Annotated in this window: 15 protein-coding genes and 1 pseudogene; 12 read left to right on the plus strand and 4 right to left on the minus strand. The window is 34.6% G+C overall.

The window, feature by feature from the left end:
• Positions 1 to 1032 precede the first annotated feature (1032 nt).
• The 6 genes from PHR76_RS06195 to PHR76_RS06220 all read left to right on the plus strand — a co-directional run bounded on the left by PHR76_RS06195 (position 1033) and on the right by PHR76_RS06220 (position 8738).
• On the plus strand, positions 1033 to 1635 hold the full coding sequence (locus PHR76_RS06195) for a sugar transferase (protein ID WP_300059638.1): 603 nt from the start codon (positions 1033 to 1035) through the stop codon (positions 1633 to 1635).
• A complete protein-coding gene (locus PHR76_RS06200) occupies positions 1592 to 2245 on the plus strand; it encodes an acetyltransferase (RefSeq protein ID WP_300059641.1) in 654 nt (217 codons plus the stop codon). Before PHR76_RS06195 ends, PHR76_RS06200 begins: the two co-directional genes overlap by 44 nt.
• Positions 2238 to 3380, plus strand: coding sequence for a DegT/DnrJ/EryC1/StrS family aminotransferase (locus PHR76_RS06205; RefSeq protein ID WP_300059644.1), 1143 nt, complete (start codon positions 2238 to 2240; stop codon positions 3378 to 3380). Before PHR76_RS06200 ends, PHR76_RS06205 begins: the two co-directional genes overlap by 8 nt.
• Before the next feature lie 213 nt (positions 3381 to 3593).
• Positions 3594 to 5468 (plus strand): nucleoside-diphosphate sugar epimerase/dehydratase, encoded by a 1875-nt coding sequence (locus PHR76_RS06210; protein WP_366143572.1) that lies wholly within the window; start codon positions 3594 to 3596, stop codon positions 5466 to 5468.
• A gap of 117 nt (positions 5469 to 5585) precedes the next feature.
• Positions 5586 to 6347, plus strand: a complete 762-nt coding sequence (locus tag PHR76_RS06215; RefSeq protein ID WP_300059650.1) for a polysaccharide biosynthesis/export family protein — start codon at positions 5586 to 5588, stop codon at positions 6345 to 6347.
• Positions 6348 to 6350: 3 nt separating this feature from the next.
• A complete protein-coding gene (locus tag PHR76_RS06220; RefSeq protein ID WP_300059653.1) occupies positions 6351 to 8738 on the plus strand; it encodes a polysaccharide biosynthesis tyrosine autokinase in 2388 nt (795 codons plus the stop codon).
• On the opposite strand, the gene PHR76_RS06225 is transcribed toward PHR76_RS06220, so the two are convergent.
• The 3 genes from PHR76_RS06225 to PHR76_RS06235 form a co-directional block, all read right to left on the minus strand.
• Complete coding sequence (locus tag PHR76_RS06225) at positions 8718 to 9461, minus strand: CpsB/CapC family capsule biosynthesis tyrosine phosphatase (RefSeq protein WP_300059656.1); 744 nt, start codon at positions 9459 to 9461, stop codon at positions 8718 to 8720. The genes PHR76_RS06220 and PHR76_RS06225 overlap by 21 nt on opposite strands.
• A 58-nt stretch (positions 9462 to 9519) precedes the next feature.
• Positions 9520 to 9729: an LPXTG cell wall anchor domain-containing protein gene (locus PHR76_RS06230; RefSeq protein ID WP_300059658.1), complete on the minus strand. Its 210-nt coding sequence runs from the start codon at positions 9727 to 9729 to the stop codon at positions 9520 to 9522.
• Between the two features lie 109 nt (positions 9730 to 9838).
• On the minus strand, positions 9839 to 11428 hold the full coding sequence (locus PHR76_RS06235) for a peptide chain release factor 3 (protein ID WP_300059661.1): 1590 nt from the start codon (positions 11426 to 11428) through the stop codon (positions 9839 to 9841).
• Between the two features lie 190 nt (positions 11429 to 11618).
• Here PHR76_RS06235 and PHR76_RS06240 point away from each other — a divergent pair, with 190 nt between their 5' ends.
• The 4 genes from PHR76_RS06240 to PHR76_RS06255 are packed head-to-tail and all read left to right on the plus strand — an operon-like array spanning position 11619 to position 16822.
• A complete protein-coding gene (locus tag PHR76_RS06240) occupies positions 11619 to 13586 on the plus strand; it encodes a peptidylprolyl isomerase (RefSeq protein WP_300059664.1) in 1968 nt (655 codons plus the stop codon).
• Positions 13586 to 14437, plus strand: a complete 852-nt coding sequence (locus PHR76_RS06245) for a hypothetical protein (protein WP_300059667.1) — start codon at positions 13586 to 13588, stop codon at positions 14435 to 14437. The genes PHR76_RS06240 and PHR76_RS06245 overlap by 1 nt, the downstream gene beginning before the upstream one ends.
• On the plus strand, positions 14421 to 15836 hold the full coding sequence (locus tag PHR76_RS06250; RefSeq protein ID WP_300059670.1) for a peptidylprolyl isomerase: 1416 nt from the start codon (positions 14421 to 14423) through the stop codon (positions 15834 to 15836). Before PHR76_RS06245 ends, PHR76_RS06250 begins: the two co-directional genes overlap by 17 nt.
• Before the next feature lie 32 nt (positions 15837 to 15868).
• Complete coding sequence (locus tag PHR76_RS06255; protein ID WP_300059673.1) at positions 15869 to 16822, plus strand: MoxR family ATPase; 954 nt, start codon at positions 15869 to 15871, stop codon at positions 16820 to 16822.
• Here the strand turns inward: PHR76_RS06255 and PHR76_RS06260 are convergent.
• Positions 16815 to 17972, minus strand: coding sequence for a hypothetical protein (locus PHR76_RS06260; protein ID WP_300059675.1), 1158 nt, complete (start codon positions 17970 to 17972; stop codon positions 16815 to 16817). The two genes, PHR76_RS06255 and PHR76_RS06260, sit on opposite strands and share 8 nt — an antisense overlap.
• Before the next feature lie 45 nt (positions 17973 to 18017).
• Between PHR76_RS06260 and PHR76_RS06265 the strand changes: the two genes are divergently transcribed.
• Together PHR76_RS06265 and PHR76_RS06270 are read left to right on the plus strand one after the other, a co-directional pair.
• Positions 18018 to 19127: an acyltransferase gene (locus PHR76_RS06265; protein WP_300059678.1), complete on the plus strand. Its 1110-nt coding sequence runs from the start codon at positions 18018 to 18020 to the stop codon at positions 19125 to 19127.
• A gap of 185 nt (positions 19128 to 19312) precedes the next feature.
• Positions 19313 to 21463: pseudogene (locus PHR76_RS06270) on the plus strand (aconitate hydratase); the annotation flags it as partial.
• Between the last annotated feature and the right edge of the window lie 52 nt (positions 21464 to 21515).

Genomic DNA, 21515 nt, shown 5'->3' on the forward strand with positions numbered 1-21515 from the left:
ACGGATTTAATTGATGAAACGGATTTTCACGGATTTTTATTATAGGGGTTTCTTTTGCTTTAATTAAAACTCCCTTACCACTCGTCTGTCATTCCGACGCAGTAGGGATCTCAAAGTTTGAGAAATTGATTGAGAATTAATGCGGAGATTCCTCCTTTGTCGGAATGACAAAAAAAAGAATGACAAAACGAGGAGGAAAAGGTTTGCGGAATTGATTGCGGAGATTCCTCCTTCGTCGGAATGACAAAAAAAGGAAAAATAGTATAATAGGAGAAGAAATACGCTCACGTTCTTGTCATTCCGACGCAGGAGGAATCTTCGCTTATTTCCATAATGATAAATAATAAAACGAGTAATAATAAATCGAATAACCTTTCCACTCACTTATAATTCCGTCGCAGGAGCAATCTCCACAAAACGTACTAACAAGCAGAATGATTAACGATTGCTGATTTTTGATTATTTTGGAGGATGGAACACGGATTTAATTGATGAAACGGATTTTCACGGATTTTTATTATAGGGGTTTCTTTTGCTTTAATTAAAACTCCCTTACCACTCGTCTGTCATTCCGACGCAGGAGGAATCTCAAAGTTTGAGAAATTGATTGCGAATTAATGCGGAGATTCCTCCTTCGTCGGAATGACAAAAAAAAGAATGACAAAACGAGGAGGAAAAGGTTTGCGGAATTGATTGCGGAGATTCCTCCTTCGTCGGAATGACAAAAAAAAGAAAAATAGTATAATAGGAGAAGAAATACGCTCACGTTCTTGTCATTCCGACGCAGGAGGAATCTTCGCTTATTTGTCATTTTAATGCAAAAAATGAGTAACAGTGAATTGATGATTAACGATTGCTGATTGTTGATTATTTTGGAACAAATCATTTTATGACATCCAAAACGGGTTCTAATTAGCTTAATCTAAAGAGCAATAAGCGATTTGCAACCACAATTAATAATGAGAAATAAGTCCTGTTTTTTCATTCCAAAAAAAATATCCTTACTTTTGTAGCTTCAAACGAGCGATTAATATGTACCAAAACGGGATTAAACCATTTTTTGATTTTATTTCTGCATTTTTAGGGTTATTGCTTTTATCTCCTTTTTTTCTTTTTATCTTTATTTTTCTTTTTTTTGCAAATGATGGTAAACCCTTTTTTATTCAGGCTCGTCCTGGAAAGAACGGTAAAATTTTTAACATCATCAAGTTTAAAACGATGAATGATAAAAAAGATGAAAACGGTAATTTATTGCCCGATTCCGAACGCTTAACTGCCGTTGGGTCATTTGTGCGAAAGAGCTCTTTAGACGAAATTCCGCAATTGCTCAATGTGATTAAAGGCGATATGAGTTTGATAGGACCACGTCCTTTGTTGACTCATTATTTACACTTATATAGCGATTTTCAAAATAGAAGACACGAAGTTAAACCCGGTATTACGGGTTGGGCTCAGGTGAATGGAAGAAATGCCATTTCATGGGATAAAAAATTTGAGTATGATGTTTGGTATGTGGACCATGTTAGTTTTATATTGGATGTTAAAATCTTATTTAAAACCGTTTTGAAAGTGATTAAAAAAGAGGGTATTAATGCTGCAGATGCAGCCACAATTGAACCGTTTGATGGTAACTAAATTTACTTTGTTTGGAGCCAGCGGACATGGCAAAGTTATTCTTGATATTTTGCAGACCGCAGGATTTGAGGTTAGTGCCCTGATTGATGACAATCCAAAACAAGCTGAACTATTTGATGTTCCTATTTTGAATTCTTCTCAAAGTGTGCTTAATCCAACCGATGCCGTTATTATATCTATCGGAAACAATAAAGTGAGAAAACGATTGGCCACTGAATTACCTGTTCATTTTGGAAAGGCTATTCATCCTTCAGCCATCATTTCTAAACAGGCATTTCTTGGAGAAGGAACTGTCGTGATGGCGGGAGTACTCGTGAATCCAAGTGCTCAAATAGGAAGACATTGTATTTTAAATACCGGTGCAATTATTGAACACGATTGTCAAATTGGCGACTTTGCTCATGTATCACCTGGTGTTTCTTTGGCTGGCAATGTTATCGTTGGGGAAGGAACGCATGTTGGTATTGGCACTTCTGTTATTCAAGGCATAAAAATAGGGAAATGGGCAACCATAGGAGCAGGTACAGTGGTTATTCACGATGTGCCAGATTATGCTGTGGTTGTTGGAATTCCAGGAAAAATAATAAAATATAATCAACACGATGAATAATTCAAAAATTTGGTTGTCTTCCCCTCACATGGGCGGAACGGAACAACAGTATGTTAAAGAAGCCTTTGATGCCAATTGGGTAGCTCCACTAGGTCCTAATGTCACTGGTTTTGAAGAAGCAATAGAACACTATTTGAAAGGCGATTACTATGTTGCCGCATTGAGTTCAGGAACAGCCGCTCTTCATTTAGGATTGATTTTATTGGATGTTAAGCCCGGCGACGAAGTGATTTGTCAAACCATGACTTTTTCTGCCTCGGCAAATCCAATTGCTTATTTAGGAGCAACACCTGTATTTATAGATAGTGAGTCTGAAACTTGGAATATTTGTCCGAAAGCTTTAGAATTAGCTATTGTAGATCGAATGACTAAAGGTAAGAAGCCAAAAGCGATTATTGCTGTACATTTATACGGAATGCCATATAAAGTAGATGAAATTAAAGCAGTTGCAGAAAAATTTGACATTCCGGTGTTAGAAGATAGTGCAGAAGCCTTAGGAAGTACTTACAAAGGAAAGCATTGTGGAACTTTTGGTGCTCTTGGCGTTTTGTCTTTCAACGGAAATAAAATTATTACCACTTCAGGTGGAGGAGCATTAGTTGCTTCTACTAAAGAATTGAAAGAAAAAGCGGTCTTTTTAGCTACGCAAGCCCGAGATGCTGCACCGCATTATCAACATAGTGAAATTGGCTATAATTACCGATTAAGTAATATTTGTGCAGGAATAGGTCGTGGTCAAATGGAAGTCTTGGATGATCATATCGCTATGCGACGAAAAATGCATGCTTTTTACACCGACATTTTCAAAGCTATACCTGGTGTGACCGTCTTTTCGGAGCCGAATGAAAATTATTTTTCAAACCATTGGTTGAGTGCAATTGTGATTGATTCTACTAAAACCAATGGCGTTACCCGCGAAGATTTACGATTGGCTATGGAGGCGGAAAATATTGAATGTCGACCGTTGTGGAAGCCGATGCATTTGCAACCGATATTTGCTAACTCTCCTTATTACGGTAGTTCTGTCTCTGAAAATCTGTTTAGCGATGGCTTGTGCCTACCTTCTGGTTCAAATTTAACGGATGTAGAACGACTTCGTATACAGTCTTTAATTAAAAAAGTTTTTAACCAATAGACTAAAACAAGCATTAAATTGATTTCATCAAATAATTTTGTGGTGCATATTAATTTTAAGATAATTTTAAGGTTTTTATAAAAATTCCTTACATTTACACGTTTGACTATCACTATTTGAATCATTTTGAAGAAAGAAACCAATTTTATTAACGAGATTATCGAGTATTACTCTCAATTGAGGATGAGATTTAATTTTAAAAATTTGGGCTACTTGCCGCGGTGGGTTGTTTTACTATTAGATACTGCAATCGTGTTTTTTTCTGGCATGGTCACTTTCATTTTGTTGAGTGGGATACGATTTCATTACATTGAATTAAACAATGTTGGTATTGCTTTGCCTGTTTATTTATTTGTCAATATTTTTTACTTTTGGGTTTTTAGAACCTATTCAGGAATTATTAGGCACTCTTCCTATATCGATGCTCTAAAAATATTCTTTTCACAATTTGCAACCTTGGCCACTTTTGTGGTTATCAATTTTATTTTTGTGATGAACAATTGGGAAAAAGTCTACCTCAATACGGGTATATTTATCCAAGCGATATTGTCATTCAGTTTGTTGTTTTTCTATCGTGTTGTGGTTAAGCAAATTTTTGAACGGTATTTTACAGCCGTTGTTGATGGTCCAAAAATCAAAGCATTAATCTACGGAACAGATGCTAATTCTATAGCCGTTGCTAATGCTTTAAAAACCGAAGTGCCTAAACGATTCAAGTTGGTTGGATTTATTGATAAGAATAATCAAAACAATAACAAGCGTATTTTGGACTTGCCTATTCTTCAATTTAAAAGGCGTGTACCCGTCATTATGCGTTTAAATAAAGCAGATGCTATTATTATTGCCGATAAAAGTTTAAATAAAGAAGAGCGTTCTCAATTGGTGGACGAATGCATCGATTACAACTATAAAGTGTTTACTATTCCCTTAGTAACCGATTGGGAAAATGTTAAAGAAATTTCAAAAAATATTAAGAATTTTGAAATCCAAGATTTGTTAGAAAGAAAACCTATTGTTTTAGATACACGCATCATCTCTTCGCAATTACGGGGTAAAACCGTTATGATTACGGGTGCAGCGGGGTCTATTGGGAGTGAAATTGTGCGTCAGGTGATGAGTTTTGAGCCTCATTCTATTATTTTGTTAGATCAAGCAGAAACCCCTTTACATCATTTAACGCTTGAAATAAACGGACTAAAAAATGCTCCTCCGGTAGTTAATTTAGTAGGCGATATTCGTAATTATGAATTCTTAGAAAGTAAGTTTAAGTTGTTTTTGCCTCAGGTGATTTATCATGCGGCGGCCTATAAACACGTGCCTTTGATGGAAGAAAACCCTTGTCAGGCGGTATATACCAACGTAATGGGTACAAGAAACTTAGCCGATTTGGCTTGTAAATACCAAGTAGAACGCTTTGTCATGATTTCTACTGATAAAGCGGTGAATCCAAGTAGTGTCATGGGAGCAAGTAAACGTATCGCAGAAATGTACGTACAGTCGCTCTATTTTAAAAATAAGAAAACAGAATCTACTATTCACACCAAATTTATAACAACACGTTTTGGAAATGTATTAGGTTCAAATGGTTCGGTTGTACCTTTGTTTACTAAACAAATTCAAGAGGGTGGACCAATTACCATTACGCATCCCGAGATAATTCGTTATTTCATGACTATTCCAGAGGCTTGTCAATTGGTTTTAGAAGCGGGTGCGATGGGAAAAGGTGGTGAAATTTTTATATTTGATATGGGAGAGCCTGTTAAAATTATAGATTTAGCTAAAAAAATGATTCGCCTTGCCGGCTTTACTCCAGATAAGGATATAAAAATTAAAATAGTAGGTCTTCGACCAGGTGAAAAGTTGTTTGAAGAATTACTCAACGATTCGGCTAAAAGTTTGGCGACGCATCATGAAAAAATTATGATTGCAGAAGAAATTTGTGACGATTTTAAAGTAGTTAGTGAATTAATTGAAGATTTGATGCTCAGTGCTCACCACGAATCAAATGACGATTTAGTAACGAAGATGAAACACATTGTCCCTGAATTTAAAAGTATGAATTCTGTTTTTCAAGAGTTAGATTCATGATTTTCAATTATTCATTCGTTTGTTTTTAATAAAAGTTGTTCTTGACATAATTTTTTAACTAACTATTCGCTTTCCAATTATTAACTTATATTTGCACCCAAATAGAATTTGTATCGCATGAAAAAACTCACTTTTTTAATTTTTTTATTCACCGTTGTCGTATTCACTTCTTGTGTGCCTAAAAAAACTATCATCTATTTTCAAGAAATAGATTCTGTTTCAAATGAAATGAAGTCAAATTATGAGCCACTTATCAAAACAGATGACGTGCTCTATATCAATGTAACGACTATTAATCCGGAGGCATCGGAACCGTTTAATATTGGAAACGTTCAAACAGGAACCACTAACAATGCTTTGCAATTAGAACGTTCTACCTATTTAGTTGATAATCAAGGAGAAATACATTTTCCGACTTTAGGTAAAATGAAAGTAGTGGGATTGACTAAAAATCAATTAAGAGCATTATTGTACACTCAAATTTCAGAACTTGCTAAAGATCCTGTTATCAATATTCGTATCATAAATTTTAAAGTTTCTGTAATTGGCGAAGTGAATACGCCAGGTAGTTATACAATTTCTAGTGAGCGTATTACAATTCCGGAAGCTTTAGCTTTAGCGGGTGATATGACTTTATTTGGACGAAGAGAAAATGTACTATTAATTCGAGAAGTAGAAGGAGTAAAAACAAGTTATCGCATCGACATGACCGATCCCAATGTGTTTAACTCGCCACACTATTATTTAAGTCAAAATGATGTTTTATACGTAGAACCAAACAAACGTAAAATTGATTCCACAGCCATCGGACCAAATATTTTGGCAGGAATTTCGGTATTAGGATTTGCATTAACCACGATTATATTATTAACTCAGTAAGCCATGCAAAATTCCTTTGTCAATACAACCACTGAAGAGGTTGACACCAAAATAAACATTACAGAACAGATATTTCGTTATATCCGAAATTGGAAATGGTTTGTGTTAAGTGCTTTAATCGCTCTTTCTATCGCTTATATTTATCTACGGTATCAAATGCCACAATATGGATTAACGACCACGATTTTAATTAAAGATGATAAAAAAGGAAACGCCACAGAATTAGATGCTTTTAGCGATTTAGGAATTTTAGGAATAAAGAAAAGCAATTTGGAAAATGAAATAGAGATGTTTCGTTCGAGGAGCTTGTCTCAGAGTTCTGTAAAGGACTTAAAGTTTAATATTTCTTATTTTGCCGAAGGACGTATCTTAACTCCTGAATTGTATGATGAGTCGCCGATTGAGGTTGTTTTTGAAGATGAAAACGCAATCTTAACTAAAAACGCACTTTATTATTTTAAATATATACAAGAAGATTTATTTGAATTTCAATCTTCAGAATCTGCCAAACCGGTTGAATATAAATTTGGAGAAAAAATTCCTACTTCCCTAGGAAATATGGTAATTAACCGAACGAAAGTTAATTTTAATTCGGGTAATATAATTATTAAAATTACACCAATTTTGTCTTCTGCTATTTCCTATAAAAATAAATTGACTGTTGCTCCAGTTGGTGAGAAAACAAGTATTATTCAACTTTCTGTAATCGACCCTTTGCCTTCAAAAGGAATGGATTATTTGAATAGTTTAGTTGTGATGTTTAATGAAGATGCTTTAAATGACAAAAACTTAGTTGCCAAAAACACCCAAGATTTTATTGACGAACGTTTAAGTATAATTACAGGTGAATTAGATACCGTAGAACGAAGTGCAGAACGATTTAAAAAGGAAAATAAGCTAACTAATTTGATTAGTGATGCAGAAATTAACCTTACTACATCATCAGAATATGAAAAAGCCTTAGCTAATAATGGAAAAGAACTGCTTGTAGTTGATTTTATGCTCAATTCTATTAAAAATTCTACGAACGAACAAACTATCCCTGAAAATATTATACCGTCTGAAAATTCTTCAAACGCAATGATAATGCAATACAATACGTTGGTTTTAGAACGAAATCGCTTGTTAAAAAGCACTTCGGCGAATCATCCAAATGTGTTGAATTATAACCAACAAATTGGAGCACTACGGGCTACTATTCAGCAGAGTTTAAAAAATGTTCAAAGTTCTTTAGTCATCGCAAAAAAGCAATTAATTCAGGAAGAGTCTAAGTTTAACAGTAAAGTTTCTCAAGTTCCAACCTTAGATAGAAAATATCGAAACATCGAAAGACAACAAAATATTAAAGAAGCACTTTATCTTTATTTGCGACAAAAACAAGAAGAAACAGCGATTACCATGGCAGTAACTTCACCTAAAGCAAAAGTAATTGACACTGCTTATTCAATAGGAGTAGTTTCGCCAAATAAACAAAATATTTATCTGATAGCATTTGTTCTTGGGTTAATGATTCCTTTTTCTATTATTTATTTAATTCAATTATTGGACACCAAAATTCATTCTCGTCATGATCTTGAAAAGCAATTAAAGTTACCATTCTTAGGTGATATTCCTTTGTCTGATTCAAGTGACGAAATTATGACTTCTGAAAGCAGAACAAGTACAGCCGAATCATTTCGTATTTTGCTCACCAATTTAGAGTTTATGTTGGCATCTACCGAACAAGGAAAAGCCAAAACTATTTTTATTACCTCTACTATTCCTAAAGAAGGAAAAACATTTGTAGCCGTAAATATTGCAAGTACGTTATCTTTATATGGCAAAAAAGTATTGTTGATTGGGATGGATTTACGTCATCCAAAAATTGCAGAATACATTACCATTAAATCTAATGTTGGTTTGAGTAATTATTTGTCTAATGATAAATTAAGTATTGAAGATATTATTTACAAGCAAGAGAAGCATAAGGATTTTTGGGTAATGCCTTCAGGAGTCATTCCACCTAATCCCGCGGAACTTTTAAATAGCACTAAATTAAAGACTCTTTTTGAAGAGTTAAAAACCCAATATGATTATATTGTAGTTGATACCGCACCTGTTAGTTTAGTAACCGATACGTTATTGGTTAGTAAATTTGCAGATGTATTTGTTTATGTAGTGCGAGCCAATTATTTGAGAAAACAATCATTAATGGTGCCAAAATCACTACAAAAAGAAGGTAAATTGCCTAATATGGCGATGGTGCTTAATGGAACAGATCCTTTGAAAACGTATGGTTATGGCTATGGCTACGGTTATGGCTATGGCTACGGTTACGGCTATGGCTACGGAGCGGATGTTGAACCCGTATTACCGTGGTACAAAAAAATATTACGAAAGAAATCGGAATAATTGATTTTGTTGAATGGCCTCTTTTAAAGGGGCTATTTCTTTTATAGTAATTTCCCGTTTAAAAGCTTCGATGTGTTTGATGTGATGTACATCTGACCCTACAAAATCTATTAATCCTTTTTTCAATAAGATTTCTGCCGCTTTAGCCACTCCTAAACCATAATAGCCAACGGTAGACAATAGATTCAATTGAAAATAGCAACCTGCATTTTTCAATTTTTCATATAGGTCTAAACGAGCATGGTAATATAAATAGCGTTCGGGATGTGCTAAGACAGGAATATATCCTGCAATTTGGATTTCATACAACAAATCAAATAATTGAATAGGCGGATTGAGGTAGGACATTTCTACTAAAACCATATTATCTTTTAGGGTTAGTAATTTTTCATTTTCTAATCGAGTGGAAATTGAAATGTCAAGCATGTATTCTGCTGCTGCTTTTAGTGGGAAATTCTGTTCTTCTGTTTGTAGCACTTTTTGTAGGTTTTCTTCTTCCCGCTTTATTATTTCGGGCGTATTATTCCAAACTGTTTGAAAAATGTGCGGAGTTGTAATAAATTGTGAAAAACCAATTTCATGTAGTCCTTCCATCATCTGTAATGAATCAGCCACACTTTTTGAGCCATCATCAATTCCCGGAATGAGATGTGAATGAATATCCACAAAATCATTGGGGATTAATTCATGTAGTGGTGGATTTTTTTTTTTGAAGAAAAACAAACTATTTTATATAAGGATTAGGTATAAAAAAAACCCCTTATCGGGGTTGTTTAATATATTAAGCGTTTTGTCTTTTTTTGGAAAAATAATAAAAAGCAAATAGTAAGCCCAAAATTCCTAGCCAAATAAGCTTTCCGTTAATTGGAGCTGCTGGAGTATCGTCGCCTTCTAATCCGCCTGAGCCATCATCGTCACCTGGTTGGGCAAACAACATAAAATCAGAAAACAAAACGATAACTAGAATGTAAAATTTATATAAACTTTTCATATTTCAAAATTGAATGAATGGCAAAGATAACAATCCTTTTTATAAATGAAAGATTATTTTTTTATTTTTTAACATTTATTAAAAAAAAATAGTGTTATCTCTCAATTATTTATTCAAATTCAGACGTAAAAAATAGCTTTACAGAAGGGAATTTACTTTGCGTCATTTGAATTGTAAATTCAGAATCTGCTAAAAAGACTAGTTGACCAAATTTGTCATGTGCTAAGAATTTTTGCTTGATTCGTCTAAATTCTGCAAATTCTGCATTTTTAATGTCATCGGGTTTAACCCAACAGGCTTTGTGAGCTGGAAAATTTTCATATATACATTTTGCTCCATACTCATGTTCTAGTCGGTATTGTATTACCTCATATTGAAGTGCTCCCACAGTGCCTATGATTTTACGATTGTTCATTTCGAGTGTAAACAATTGAGCAACGCCTTCGTCCATCAACTGATCAACGCCTTTGTCAAGTTGTTTTGCTTTCATCGGGTCGGCATTGTTTATATAACGGAAATGCTCTGGTGAAAAACTTGGCACTCCTTTAAAATTCATGATTTCGCCTTCTGTTAAGGTGTCACCAATTTTGAAATTACCTGTATCGTGCAAGCCCACAATGTCACCTGGATAAGAAATGTCTACAATTTCCTTTTTCTCTGCAAAAAAAGCATTCGGACTTGAGAATTTTAAACTTTTGTTCAGTCGCACATGCATGTACGGTTTATTTCGTTCAAACGTGCCGGAAACAATTTTTATAAATGCCAATCGGTCACGGTGTTTCGGATCCATGTTAGCATGAATTTTGAAAACAAAACCAGCCATTTTTGTTTCGGTTGGTTCTACTGTTCGGGTATCGGAATCTTTTGGTTTTGGTGATGGAGCGATTTCTACAAAACAATCTAAGAGTTCGCGTACTCCAAAATTATTTAAAGCCGAACCAAAAAAAACGGGTTGCAATTCACTATTTAAATAAGCTTGCCGATCAAAAGCTGGGTAAACTTCGTCAATTAATTCAAGTTCTTCTCGCAGCTGATTGGCTGCTTTAGTTCCCACAATTTTTTCTAATTCGGGATTATTCAAATCGGAAAAAGCGATGGTGTCTTCAATATTTTTTCGACTATCGCCACTAAAAAGATTGATATTTTTTTCCCAAAGATTATAAATCCCTTGAAAATCATACCCCATTCCGATAGGAAAACTCAAAGGCGTTACTCGTAATTTTAATTTTTGCTCTACTTCATCCATCAAATCAAACGCATCTTTTCCTTCTCGGTCTAATTTATTGATGAATACTATCATCGGAATATTCCGCATCCGACACACTTCTACTAATTTTTCAGTTTGTTCTTCCACTCCTTTTGCCACGTCAATCACTACAATTACACTGTCTACTGCGGTTAGTGTTCTAAACGTGTCTTCTGCAAAATCTTTGTGTCCTGGTGTGTCTAAGATATTGATTTTTATATCTTTATAATTGAACGCTAAAACAGAAGTGGCTACTGAAATTCCTCTTTGACGCTCAATTTCCATAAAATCGGAGGTAGCTCCTTTTTTGATTTTATTATTTTTTACGGCACCTGCTTCTTGAATAGCTCCACCAAAAAGGAGCAATTTTTCGGTCAACGTGGTTTTACCCGCATCGGGATGCGAAATAATACCAAAAGTTCTTCTTCGTTTGATTTCTTCTATAAAATTCATAACACTTTTTAAAGGAGTGCAAAAATAGCATTTCTTATCCAAAAAAGTATAAACATTTTCCGTTAATAAATTTTTGTTAATAGTAGAAGCTATTCTTGTTTAATGTGTATGAATTGTTAATTTTGTGGGTTGCATAAAAATATTGATTTGTGTTTCAAATTAACTATCATTTAATTAAATTCATTTAAAAATGACAATTAAACAATTTTGTTTTGGATTTGCTTTTTTACTATCAGCATCTCTTTACGCACAAACGCCTAAGCAAGTTCTTTTTACGATTGATGAAAAACCGTATTATACAGATGAATTTGTTCGGGTTTATAACAAGAATCTTGATTTAGTAAAAGATGAATCGCAAAAAGATTTAGACCAATACTTAGAATTATTTATCGGTTACAAGTTGAAAGTTAGCAAAGCCAATGCGTTAGGTTTGCAAAATAATCCGCAGTATCAAAACGAATTAAAATCGTATCGAACCCAATTAGCCAAAAATTATCTTTCAGATTCTGAGGTGACCAACGAATTAATTGAAGAAGGCTATAATCGTTCTTTAAAAGAAGTGCGGGCTTCGCATATTTTATTAACTTTAGAGGAAAATGCCAAACCAGAAGATACATTGGCTGTCTTTAAAAACATTGTAGAATTGCGAAATCGCGTTTTAAATGGAGAAGATTTTGGGCAGTTAGCCATGCAATATTCCAAAGACCCGAGTGCTAAAGAAAACAGAGGTGATTTGGGTTATTTTTCTGCCTTTCGAATGGTTTATCCTTTTGAAACGGCTGCGTTTACTACACCAAAAGGACAAGTTTCACAACCTATTCGAACCCGATTTGGTTACCATATTATTCAGGTAAATGACATTCGTGATAATCGTGGTGAAGTAACTGTTGCTCATATTATGTTGATGAATCCAACCGATGACAATCCGGAAGAAATGGAGAAAAACAAAACAACTATTTTTGAAATTTATAATAAAATACAACAAGGAGAATCGTTTGAAGCGTTGGCTAAACAATTTTCACAAGACAAATCATCGGCCGCTAAAGGGGGCGTTTTAAATCGATTTGGCTCAGGACAGTTGAGTTCAGAAGAATTTGAAAGTACTGCTTTTGCTCTTCAAAATCCAAAAGATGTTTCAAAGCCTTTTCAAACGCAATTTGGATGGCATATCATGATGTTGGTAGAAAAGCATCCTGTTAAAACCTTTGAAGAAGCTAAGTCAGACATGGAAACAAAAATTAGTCGCGATGAGCGTTCTCGAAAAATTACAGAATCTTTGAATGAGAAATTACGAGTTAAATTTCCCGTGAAAAGAAACGAAGCCATGTATGCCAAATTAAAGAAAGCGATTACGCCTAATTTTTATGACTCTACTTGGGAATTGCCTAAAAACATGAACGACTTCACTCCAACATTTATCACTTTTGCAACCCAAACAGTGAGTGGTGAAAAGTTTTTAAACTATTTGAGTTCACAACAAAAAAATCCATCTCAAATTAAACCCCTTGCCAAATTAGTTGATTTTTATTATCAAAATTTTGTCGATGCGGAGTTAAACCAATTTTACAACGATGATTTAGAAAATGAATTTCCTGAATTTGCGGCTGTGATGGATGAATACCGCGATGGTTTATTGTTGTTTGACTTGATGGAAAAAGAAATTTGGGAAAAGTCGAAAACGGATACTTTAGGATTAGAAGCTTTTTATGTTCAAAACCTGAATAAATACCAATGGAAAAAAAGAGTGGATGTTTTGATTCTTTCGTCCACCAAAGAAGACATGGCTAAAAAAGCTCATAAGCTATTGAAAAAAGGAAAAACCATTGAAGAAATTAAAAAGGAATTAAACACCACTGATTTGGTGAATATTATGACCACTTCGGGTGTTTTTGAAGAAGACAATACGGTATTGCCTAAAACGGTAACCTACAAAAAAGGCTTGCAAAATGTGGTTAAAGAAGACAATTATTATTATGTGGTGCAAGTAAATGATGTGAAAGCAGCTGGCCCGAAAACCTTAGCAGAAAGCAAAGGAAGAGTGGTTAATGACTATCAACAATATTTAGAAGAAAATTGGGTAGGTAATTTGAAACAAGAATTCAATGTTAGCGTAAATCAAGAGGTTTTTACTAACGTAAAAAAACAACTGCAACACTAATGAATAAGCTCCTTTTGCTTTTGGTCTTAGTTCCTGTTTTTGCCTCGTGTTCTTATTTTAAAACCGAAGCAGAACCAGAAGCTATTGCTCGAGTAGGGGAGAGTTTTTTATACCAAAATGATATTGTCGATTTAATTCCGGAGGGAACAAGTAAAGAAGACAGTATCGGAATTGTGCGAAATTTTATTAATCGTTGGGCAACCCAAAAGATTTTAATTAATGCTGCTGAACGAAATATTGAAGCCGTAAAACTAGAAGAATTTGATAAGCTAATTCAGCAATACCGCATCGATTTATACACTAAAGCGTATATTGAAGAAATCGTTAAACGCGAAGTAGATACGACGGTGACAGAATTAGATATTCAGAATTATTACAAAGAAAACAAAGAGAATTTTAAAACAAATGGAGTTTTAGTTCGTTTGCGTTATATTCAGTTGCCAAAAGATCATCCTAAATTTGAATTGATAAAAAGTAATTTTTTCGATTCTAAACTAAAGGATAAAAATTTTTGGGAAACTTATCAATTACAGTTTAAAAGTTCTGCCTTGAACGATTCTGTTTGGGTAGACATGAATCAGGTATATCGAAAATTACCGTTTATAAATCCAGATAATCGCGACACTTACATCTTACCTGGTAAAACTATTCAGCAACCCGATTCACTGAATGTTTATTTGGTTAAAGTGACAAACGTAATCGATAAAAATCAAATTAGTCCTTATGAGTATGTAAAAGTTACGCTCAAAGAACTAATCATTAGCCAAAGAAAATTAGAATTAATTCACAAATTTGAGAAGGAAATAACCGATGATGCCATCAAAAACAAGTACTATGAAATTTATCAATAAGAAGAATCTTATTATCACCATCTTTAGCCTGTTTGCTTTTTCTGTGGGAGCTCAAGAAGTCATTCAAGAAGAAGCCCCAGTAAAAAAGGATTCTGTAAAGCCCGTTTTTAAACGTAAAAAAGTAGATGGTGTTATTGCAACCATCGGTGATTATATTATCTTAGATTCGGATATTGATATGGAATATATCGAGTTGTCTAGTCAAGGTGTTTCTATTGAAGGCATTACGCGATGTCAACTTTTAGGAAAATTAATGGAAGACAAACTTTATGCACATCAAGCATTACAAGATAGCACCATTGTGGTTAAAGATGCAGAAATTAGCAATATGATGGAAGAGCGGATGACCTACATGATGGAGCAAATTGGTTCTATGGATAAGTTGCTTAAGTTTTATAACAAAAAAAGTGAAGAGGAATTTCGTTCTTTCTTTTTTGATGTGTTAAAGCAAAACAAATTAGCGACCGACATGCGAAATAAAGTGGTAGAAAATGTTGAAATCACGCCGGAAGAAGTACGCACCTTTTTCAAAAAAATTCCTACCGATGAATTGCCTATTTTTGGAGCTGAACTAGAATTGTCACAAATTGTCATTGATCCGAAAGTGAGCCAAGAAGAAAAACAAAAAGTAATTGATAAACTATTAGCAATCCGAAAAGATGTGCTCGAAAATGGTTCAAGTTTTAGTACTCGAGCTGTGTTGTACTCACAAGATCCAGGGTCACGTTCTCAAGGAGGATTTTATAAAATGAATCGGAAGACTCCCTTTGTTAAGGAGTTTAAAGACGTGGCTTTTAGTTTAAATGAAGGTGAAATTTCGATGCCTTTTGAAACCGATTTTGGATACCATATTATATTAGTAGAAAAAATTAAAGGACAAGAAGTAGAATTACGCCATATTTTGATGACACCCAAAATAACTGATGAAGATTTGCGTGAAGCAAAAGAAAAAATAGAACTGATTAGAAGCCGAATTGTAGCAGGCGAATTAACCTTTGCCGAAGCGGCTCGAAGTATGTCTGATGAAAAAGAAACCCGAAACAATGGTGGGGTTATTTTAAATCCAAAAACATTAGATACCCGTTTTGAATTGACAAAAATGGATCCGGGATTATATACGCAAGTATCTAATTTAACCCCTAATCAAGTTTCACAAGCCGTTTTAGATGAAGATCAAAAGGGGATGAAAAAGTATAAGTTATTTATGGTTACTAATCGAATTGATTCTCATGTGGCTGATTATGCGGTAGATTATGTAAAAATCAAAGAGTTGGCCTTAAAAGAAAAACAATTTGATGCTATCGGAAAATGGTCCAATGAGAAAATTCAAGAAAGCTATATCCGAATTAATGGCGAATATCGCAATTGTGATTTTTCAAATAATTGGTTAAAAAAGTAAAAACCAATTCCTAATTTTTAATTTACAACCTCATGTCTGATGTTACTGCGATAGAAAATCTAGTTCAAAAACGAATTGTTTTAAAAAAGGAAATTGCTAAAATTATTGTTGGTCAAGACTTAGTGGTCGACCAAGTCTTATTGAGTATTTTTTCTGGAGGACATTCCTTACTTGTTGGTGTGCCCGGTTTAGCAAAAACGTTATTGGTTAACACCATTGCTCAAGCCTTAGGATTGGACTTTAAACGCATTCAATTTACACCCGATTTAATGCCGTCTGATATATTAGGAAGTGAAATTTTAGATGAGAATAGAACGTTTAAATTTATCAAAGGCCCTATTTTTTCAAATATTATTTTGGCCGATGAAATTAACCGTACGCCACCAAAAACACAAGCTGCTTTGCTTGAAGCAATGCAAGAACGAGCAGTGACCATTGCAGGACATAACTATAAATTAAGTTTGCCTTACTTTGTGTTGGCAACACAAAATCCGATTGAACAAGAGGGAACCTATCCGTTGCCAGAAGCTCAATTAGACCGTTTTATGTTTTCCATAAAATTAGATTATCCCTCGTTTGAAGAAGAGGTTCAAGTAGTAAAAAGTACTACTTCTGACGACAAGCCAACTATAAATCCGCTGTTTACCGCTCAGGAAATTATCGATTTTCAACACTTAATCCGTCGTATTCCCGTGGCAGATAACGTGATTGAATACGCGGTTTCCTTAGTGACTAAAACGCGACCAGATAGTGCTTTAGCTTCCGACTTTATTAAAAACTATATTGATTGGGGAGCGGGACCAAGAGCCTCGCAAAATTTAATTTTAGCAGCCAAAGCTCATGCTGCTTTTCATGGAAAATTTTCTCCCGATATTGAAGATGTCAAAGCCGTTGCCGAAGGGATTTTACGTCACCGTGTTGTGAAAAACTATAAAGCAGATGCCGAAGGATTAAGCATTGAAGCTATTATAGCAAAGCTTATTTAACCGTTGTTGAAATTAATTTTTTATCCTTTAAAATTCTATCCATTTCTCCATCATAGAAAAACAAAAACATGCTTCCCATCATGTCTTGGTTTTCTGTAGATGTGTTGTTTACCTCTAAGATTATCTCATATTCTTGATTGGCATACAACCAAACACCTGCTGTTGAAGTGAAACTTTCAATTTTAGAAAGACCAATATTCTTGGTGTGATTTGTTATTTTGCTGATAAAAACAGGCTTGTCAAGTGTTTTGTTATACAACATAATTTGCGTGGCAAACGGATGTACGTGAATGGCTGCGGCTTGCAATCGCAAACTGTCTTTGAGTGCTAATTGGTGATTGATACTGCTCCGATAAGTATTCTTTCCGACTGGAACGACCCAATGACCAGATAGTTTATTTCCTTTTCCATCGTCATAACTATGGTTTTTTGTTTCGACTGGAATACAAAAATCAGCTCCTGGATCTATCGGACTTTTATAAGGGTCGTATTGATCATATGGCAACATAATAAAAGCGGTTTTGCTCATTAGCGGTTTTAAAGCATTTCCCTTTTGGTAATCAATGCTCACGCGGTGTTTGACTTTAAAATTGGCCTCTTTTATATTATGATTGAGCGTTTGTGTGGTAACAAATAATAAATCGTTTCCTTTCATTGGAATGCCAAAACCTTCCGGAAACTTAAATGATTCCATGCCATGCGAAAGCGAAGTTAATCGAGGATATTGCTTTCCGATTCGGTTTTCTAAGCCAAAATAGGAATAGTATTTTACATCATTCATATCGACATTTAAATGACAAATAAAATCATTTGACATCTTTTTGCCCGTTGTTGCCTCTTCGACGGAAACTTTAAAACCCGTAATCCACACAACAGTAGAATCTTTTGAAAGCATGACCGGATTGGAGGCTTTTGGTCCTTCCATCGATTTATAGATGTTATCTACCAAAAACGTGGGTGATAACATCTTATATTCTTTTACGCCCTGTTCAATATCCCATTTGTTGTCCAACAATCCTGTTTGATGCAAAAAAGTTGTTTTTACAATGGCTTTATGGCGGTTTGATAACTGGGCATACCAAATGGCACTTCCCAGACTGGCGATAAAAAGAAAAAGGAAACTGTATTTTAACGCTTTTGATTTAAACAAATTCACTATTTTTATTCAAAAATACCTATTTTTATTTAATAATTGATGCAGCATACTAAAAACAGAATTTTCGGATTAGACCTTATGCGAGCGATTGCTATTTTGATGGTGCTCAGTTCACATAGTTTATGGATTTATCCGCCCAATACTAATTTAATTACTCAAGTAGGTCATTTGTTCGGTTATTGGGGTGTTGAACTGTTTTTTGTGTTGAGTGGTTTTTTAATAGGAAGAATAGTTTACCAGCTGTTTTTGCAAGATGATTTTAAGTTGACGCATGTCTTTCACTTTTTAAAAAGACGGTGGTTTAGAACTTTACCCAATTATTACCTTGTCCTTTTAATCAATATCGGCATTGCTTTTTGGATAGGTTATCCGATTCAAGACCTTTGGCGGTATTTTATTTTTATGCAAAATTTTGCTTCGCCGATGCTTCCTTTTTTTACAGAATCATGGAGTTTGTCAATTGAAGAATTTGCCTATTTGTTGTTGCCTCTTGCTTTGTATATTAAAACGGTGGTGGTAAAGCCTTTTGATAAAGTTCGTTTTTTGTTGTGGGTGATACTCGGTTTTATTCTCTTTTTTATAGCAACTAAAATCGTAAAGGCTTATTTTTATCCGCCTGCATCTATTGAGCAATGGAATTTGGCGATTAAATCGGTCGTGGTTTTTCGATTAGATGCTATATTTATGGGTGTATTATTTAGTTGGTTTTCGCTTACATATCAAAATATTTGGAAAAAAAGTAAAATTATGTTGGCAATTATTGGGTCGTGTTTAGTTGGTTTCCTATTTGCAGGAATTGGTTATTTTCAGCTTACTTATGAGGTTTTTCCATTTTTTTGGAATGTTTGGTACTTGCCTTTAACCTCTTTTTCATTTGCTTTGTTTTTACCCTTTTTATCGGAGTGGAAAAGTATAAAATGGCCGTTTATTCAAAAAATAATTGTTTGGATTAGCCTTATTTCTTATTCTATTTATTTGCTTCATTACGGTATTATTTTGCAATTATTGAAGTATTATTTCCCAACAGAAGGAATGGCCATTAACAGCCTTCATGGTTATACGGTTATTTATTTAGTGCTCACTTTCTTTTTTAGTTCTCTTTTATATCGTTTTTATGAAAAACCCATGACGGATTTACGAGATAAATAATTAATTGTTTTTTAATTGACATATTTATATTTTTGATTCGCTTTTTTGGTTTTTAATGAAAATAACGATTAAAAAATGACTTTTCTGCAAAAAATCAAATCTAAAAGAGATAGTTCGTTATTAATTTCCTATTGTTCTTCTGTTTTCGTAAATTTGTATCACTAACAAAAAAAATATTATATACCATGGCTTTTGATATTCAAATGATTGAAAAAGTGTACGCTACTATGGCCGAGCGGGTTGATAAAGCTCGTGAACTAGTTGGTAGACCGCTTACTTTATCGGAAAAGATTTTATATTCTCACCTTTGGGAAGGACAACCAACACAAGCTTTTACTAGAGGAAAAGATTATGTTGATTTTGCTCCAGATAGAGTTGCTTGTCAAGATGCAACAGCACAAATGGCTTTATTGCAATTTATGCATGCTAACAAAAAAACAGTTGCTGTTCCTACAACGGTTCATTGTGACCACTTAATTTTGGCAAAAAACGGTGCGAAGTCAGATTTAGCTTTGGCTAATTCGCAATCGAAAGAAGTGTTTGATTTCCTTTCTTCTGTTTCGGATAAATATGGGATTGGTTTTTGGAAGCCAGGCTCTGGAATTATTCACCAAATTGTTTTAGAAAACTATGCGTTTCCTGGTGGAATGATGATTGGAACCGATTCGCATACAGTCAATGCAGGTGGTTTAGGAATGTTAGCTATTGGTGTAGGAGGTGCTGATGCAGTGGATGTCATGTCAGGAATGTCTTGGGAACTTAAATTCCCAAAATTAATTGGCGTGAAGTTAACCGGTAAATTATCTGGTTGGACAGCTCCTAAAGATGTTATTTTAAAAGTTGCCGATATCCTTACTGTAAAAGGAGGAACTGGTGCCATTGTTGAATATTTTGGTGAAGGTGCCCTTTCTATGTCTTGTACCGGTAAAGGAACTATTTGTAATATGGGTGCCGAAATTGGAGCAACCACTTCAACCTTTGGTTATGATGATTCCATGCGAAGATATTTAACCGCCACAGGTCGTCAAGATGTAGTTAATGCGGCTGATAAAGTAGCTGCTTATTTAACGGCTGATCAAGAAGTATATGCTAACCCAGTAGCTTATTTTGATCAAGTGATTGAAATTAATCTATCTGAATTAGAACCACATATCAACGGACCTTTTACGCCAGATAGAGGAACTCCAGTATCTAAAATGAAAGAAGTAGCGGCTGCTAATGATTGGCCTATCAAAGTGGAATGGGGATTAATTGGTTCTTGTACCAACTCCTCTTATGAAGATATGTCTAGAGCGGCGTCTATCGTAAGACAAGCTGTAGAGCACGGCATTACACCCAAAGCAGAATTCGGAATTAACCCTGGTTCAGAACAAATTAGATTCACCATTGAAAGAGACGGAATTATTGCCGATTTCGAAAAAATGGGTACAAAAGTTTTTACTAATGCTTGTGGACCTTGTATTGGTCAATGGGATAGAGAAGGGGCAGATAAGCAAGAAAAAAATACAATTGTTCACTCTTTTAATAGAAATTTCTCAAAACGTGCCGATGGTAATCCAAATACGCATGCTTTTGTAACTTCGCCAGAAATGGTTGCTGCTTTAGCAATTTCTGGAAGATTAGATTTCAATCCTATAACCGATGCGTTAATTAATGATAATGGAGAAGAGGTTATGTTAAAAACACCGTATGGTGATGAATTACCTAAGCTAGGATTTGACGTAGAAGATGCTGGTTTTCAAGCTCCTGCAGCAGACGGAAGCGGCGTAAATGTTGTCGTTTCTCCAACCTCAGATCGATTACAATTATTAGCTCCGTTTGAACCTTGGGATGGCAAAAATATTACAGGTGCCAAATTGCTTATCAAAGCATTTGGAAAATGTACAACCGACCATATTTCTATGGCGGGTCCATGGTTGCGATTTAGAGGTCATTTAGATAATATTTCAAATAATATGTTGATTGGTGCCGTAAATGCATTTAATCAAGCAACCAATAAAGTTAAAAATCAATTAAGTGGTGCTTATGATGCTGTTCCTGCTGTGGCAAGAGCATACAAAGCGGCAGGCATTCCTTCTGTAGTGGTAGGTGACCATAATTATGGCGAAGGTTCTTCTAGAGAACATGCTGCGATGGAACCACGATTTTTAGGCGTAAAAGCGGTTTTGGTTAAATCGTTTGCTCGTATCCACGAAACCAATCTAAAAAAACAAGGAATGTTAGGTTTAACATTTGCTAATGAAGCAGATTATGATTTAATTCAAGAAGATGATACGATTAACTTCATTGATTTAGTGAGCTTTACACCTGGTAAGCCGCTTACTTTGGAGTTTATCAGGAAAAGGGAAGTTTAAATCAACACCTGCAATGCCAGATCATAAAACAGCA

This window comes from Flavobacterium sp., assembly GCF_028689845.1.
Lineage (GTDB): Bacteria > Bacteroidota > Bacteroidia > Flavobacteriales > Flavobacteriaceae > Flavobacterium.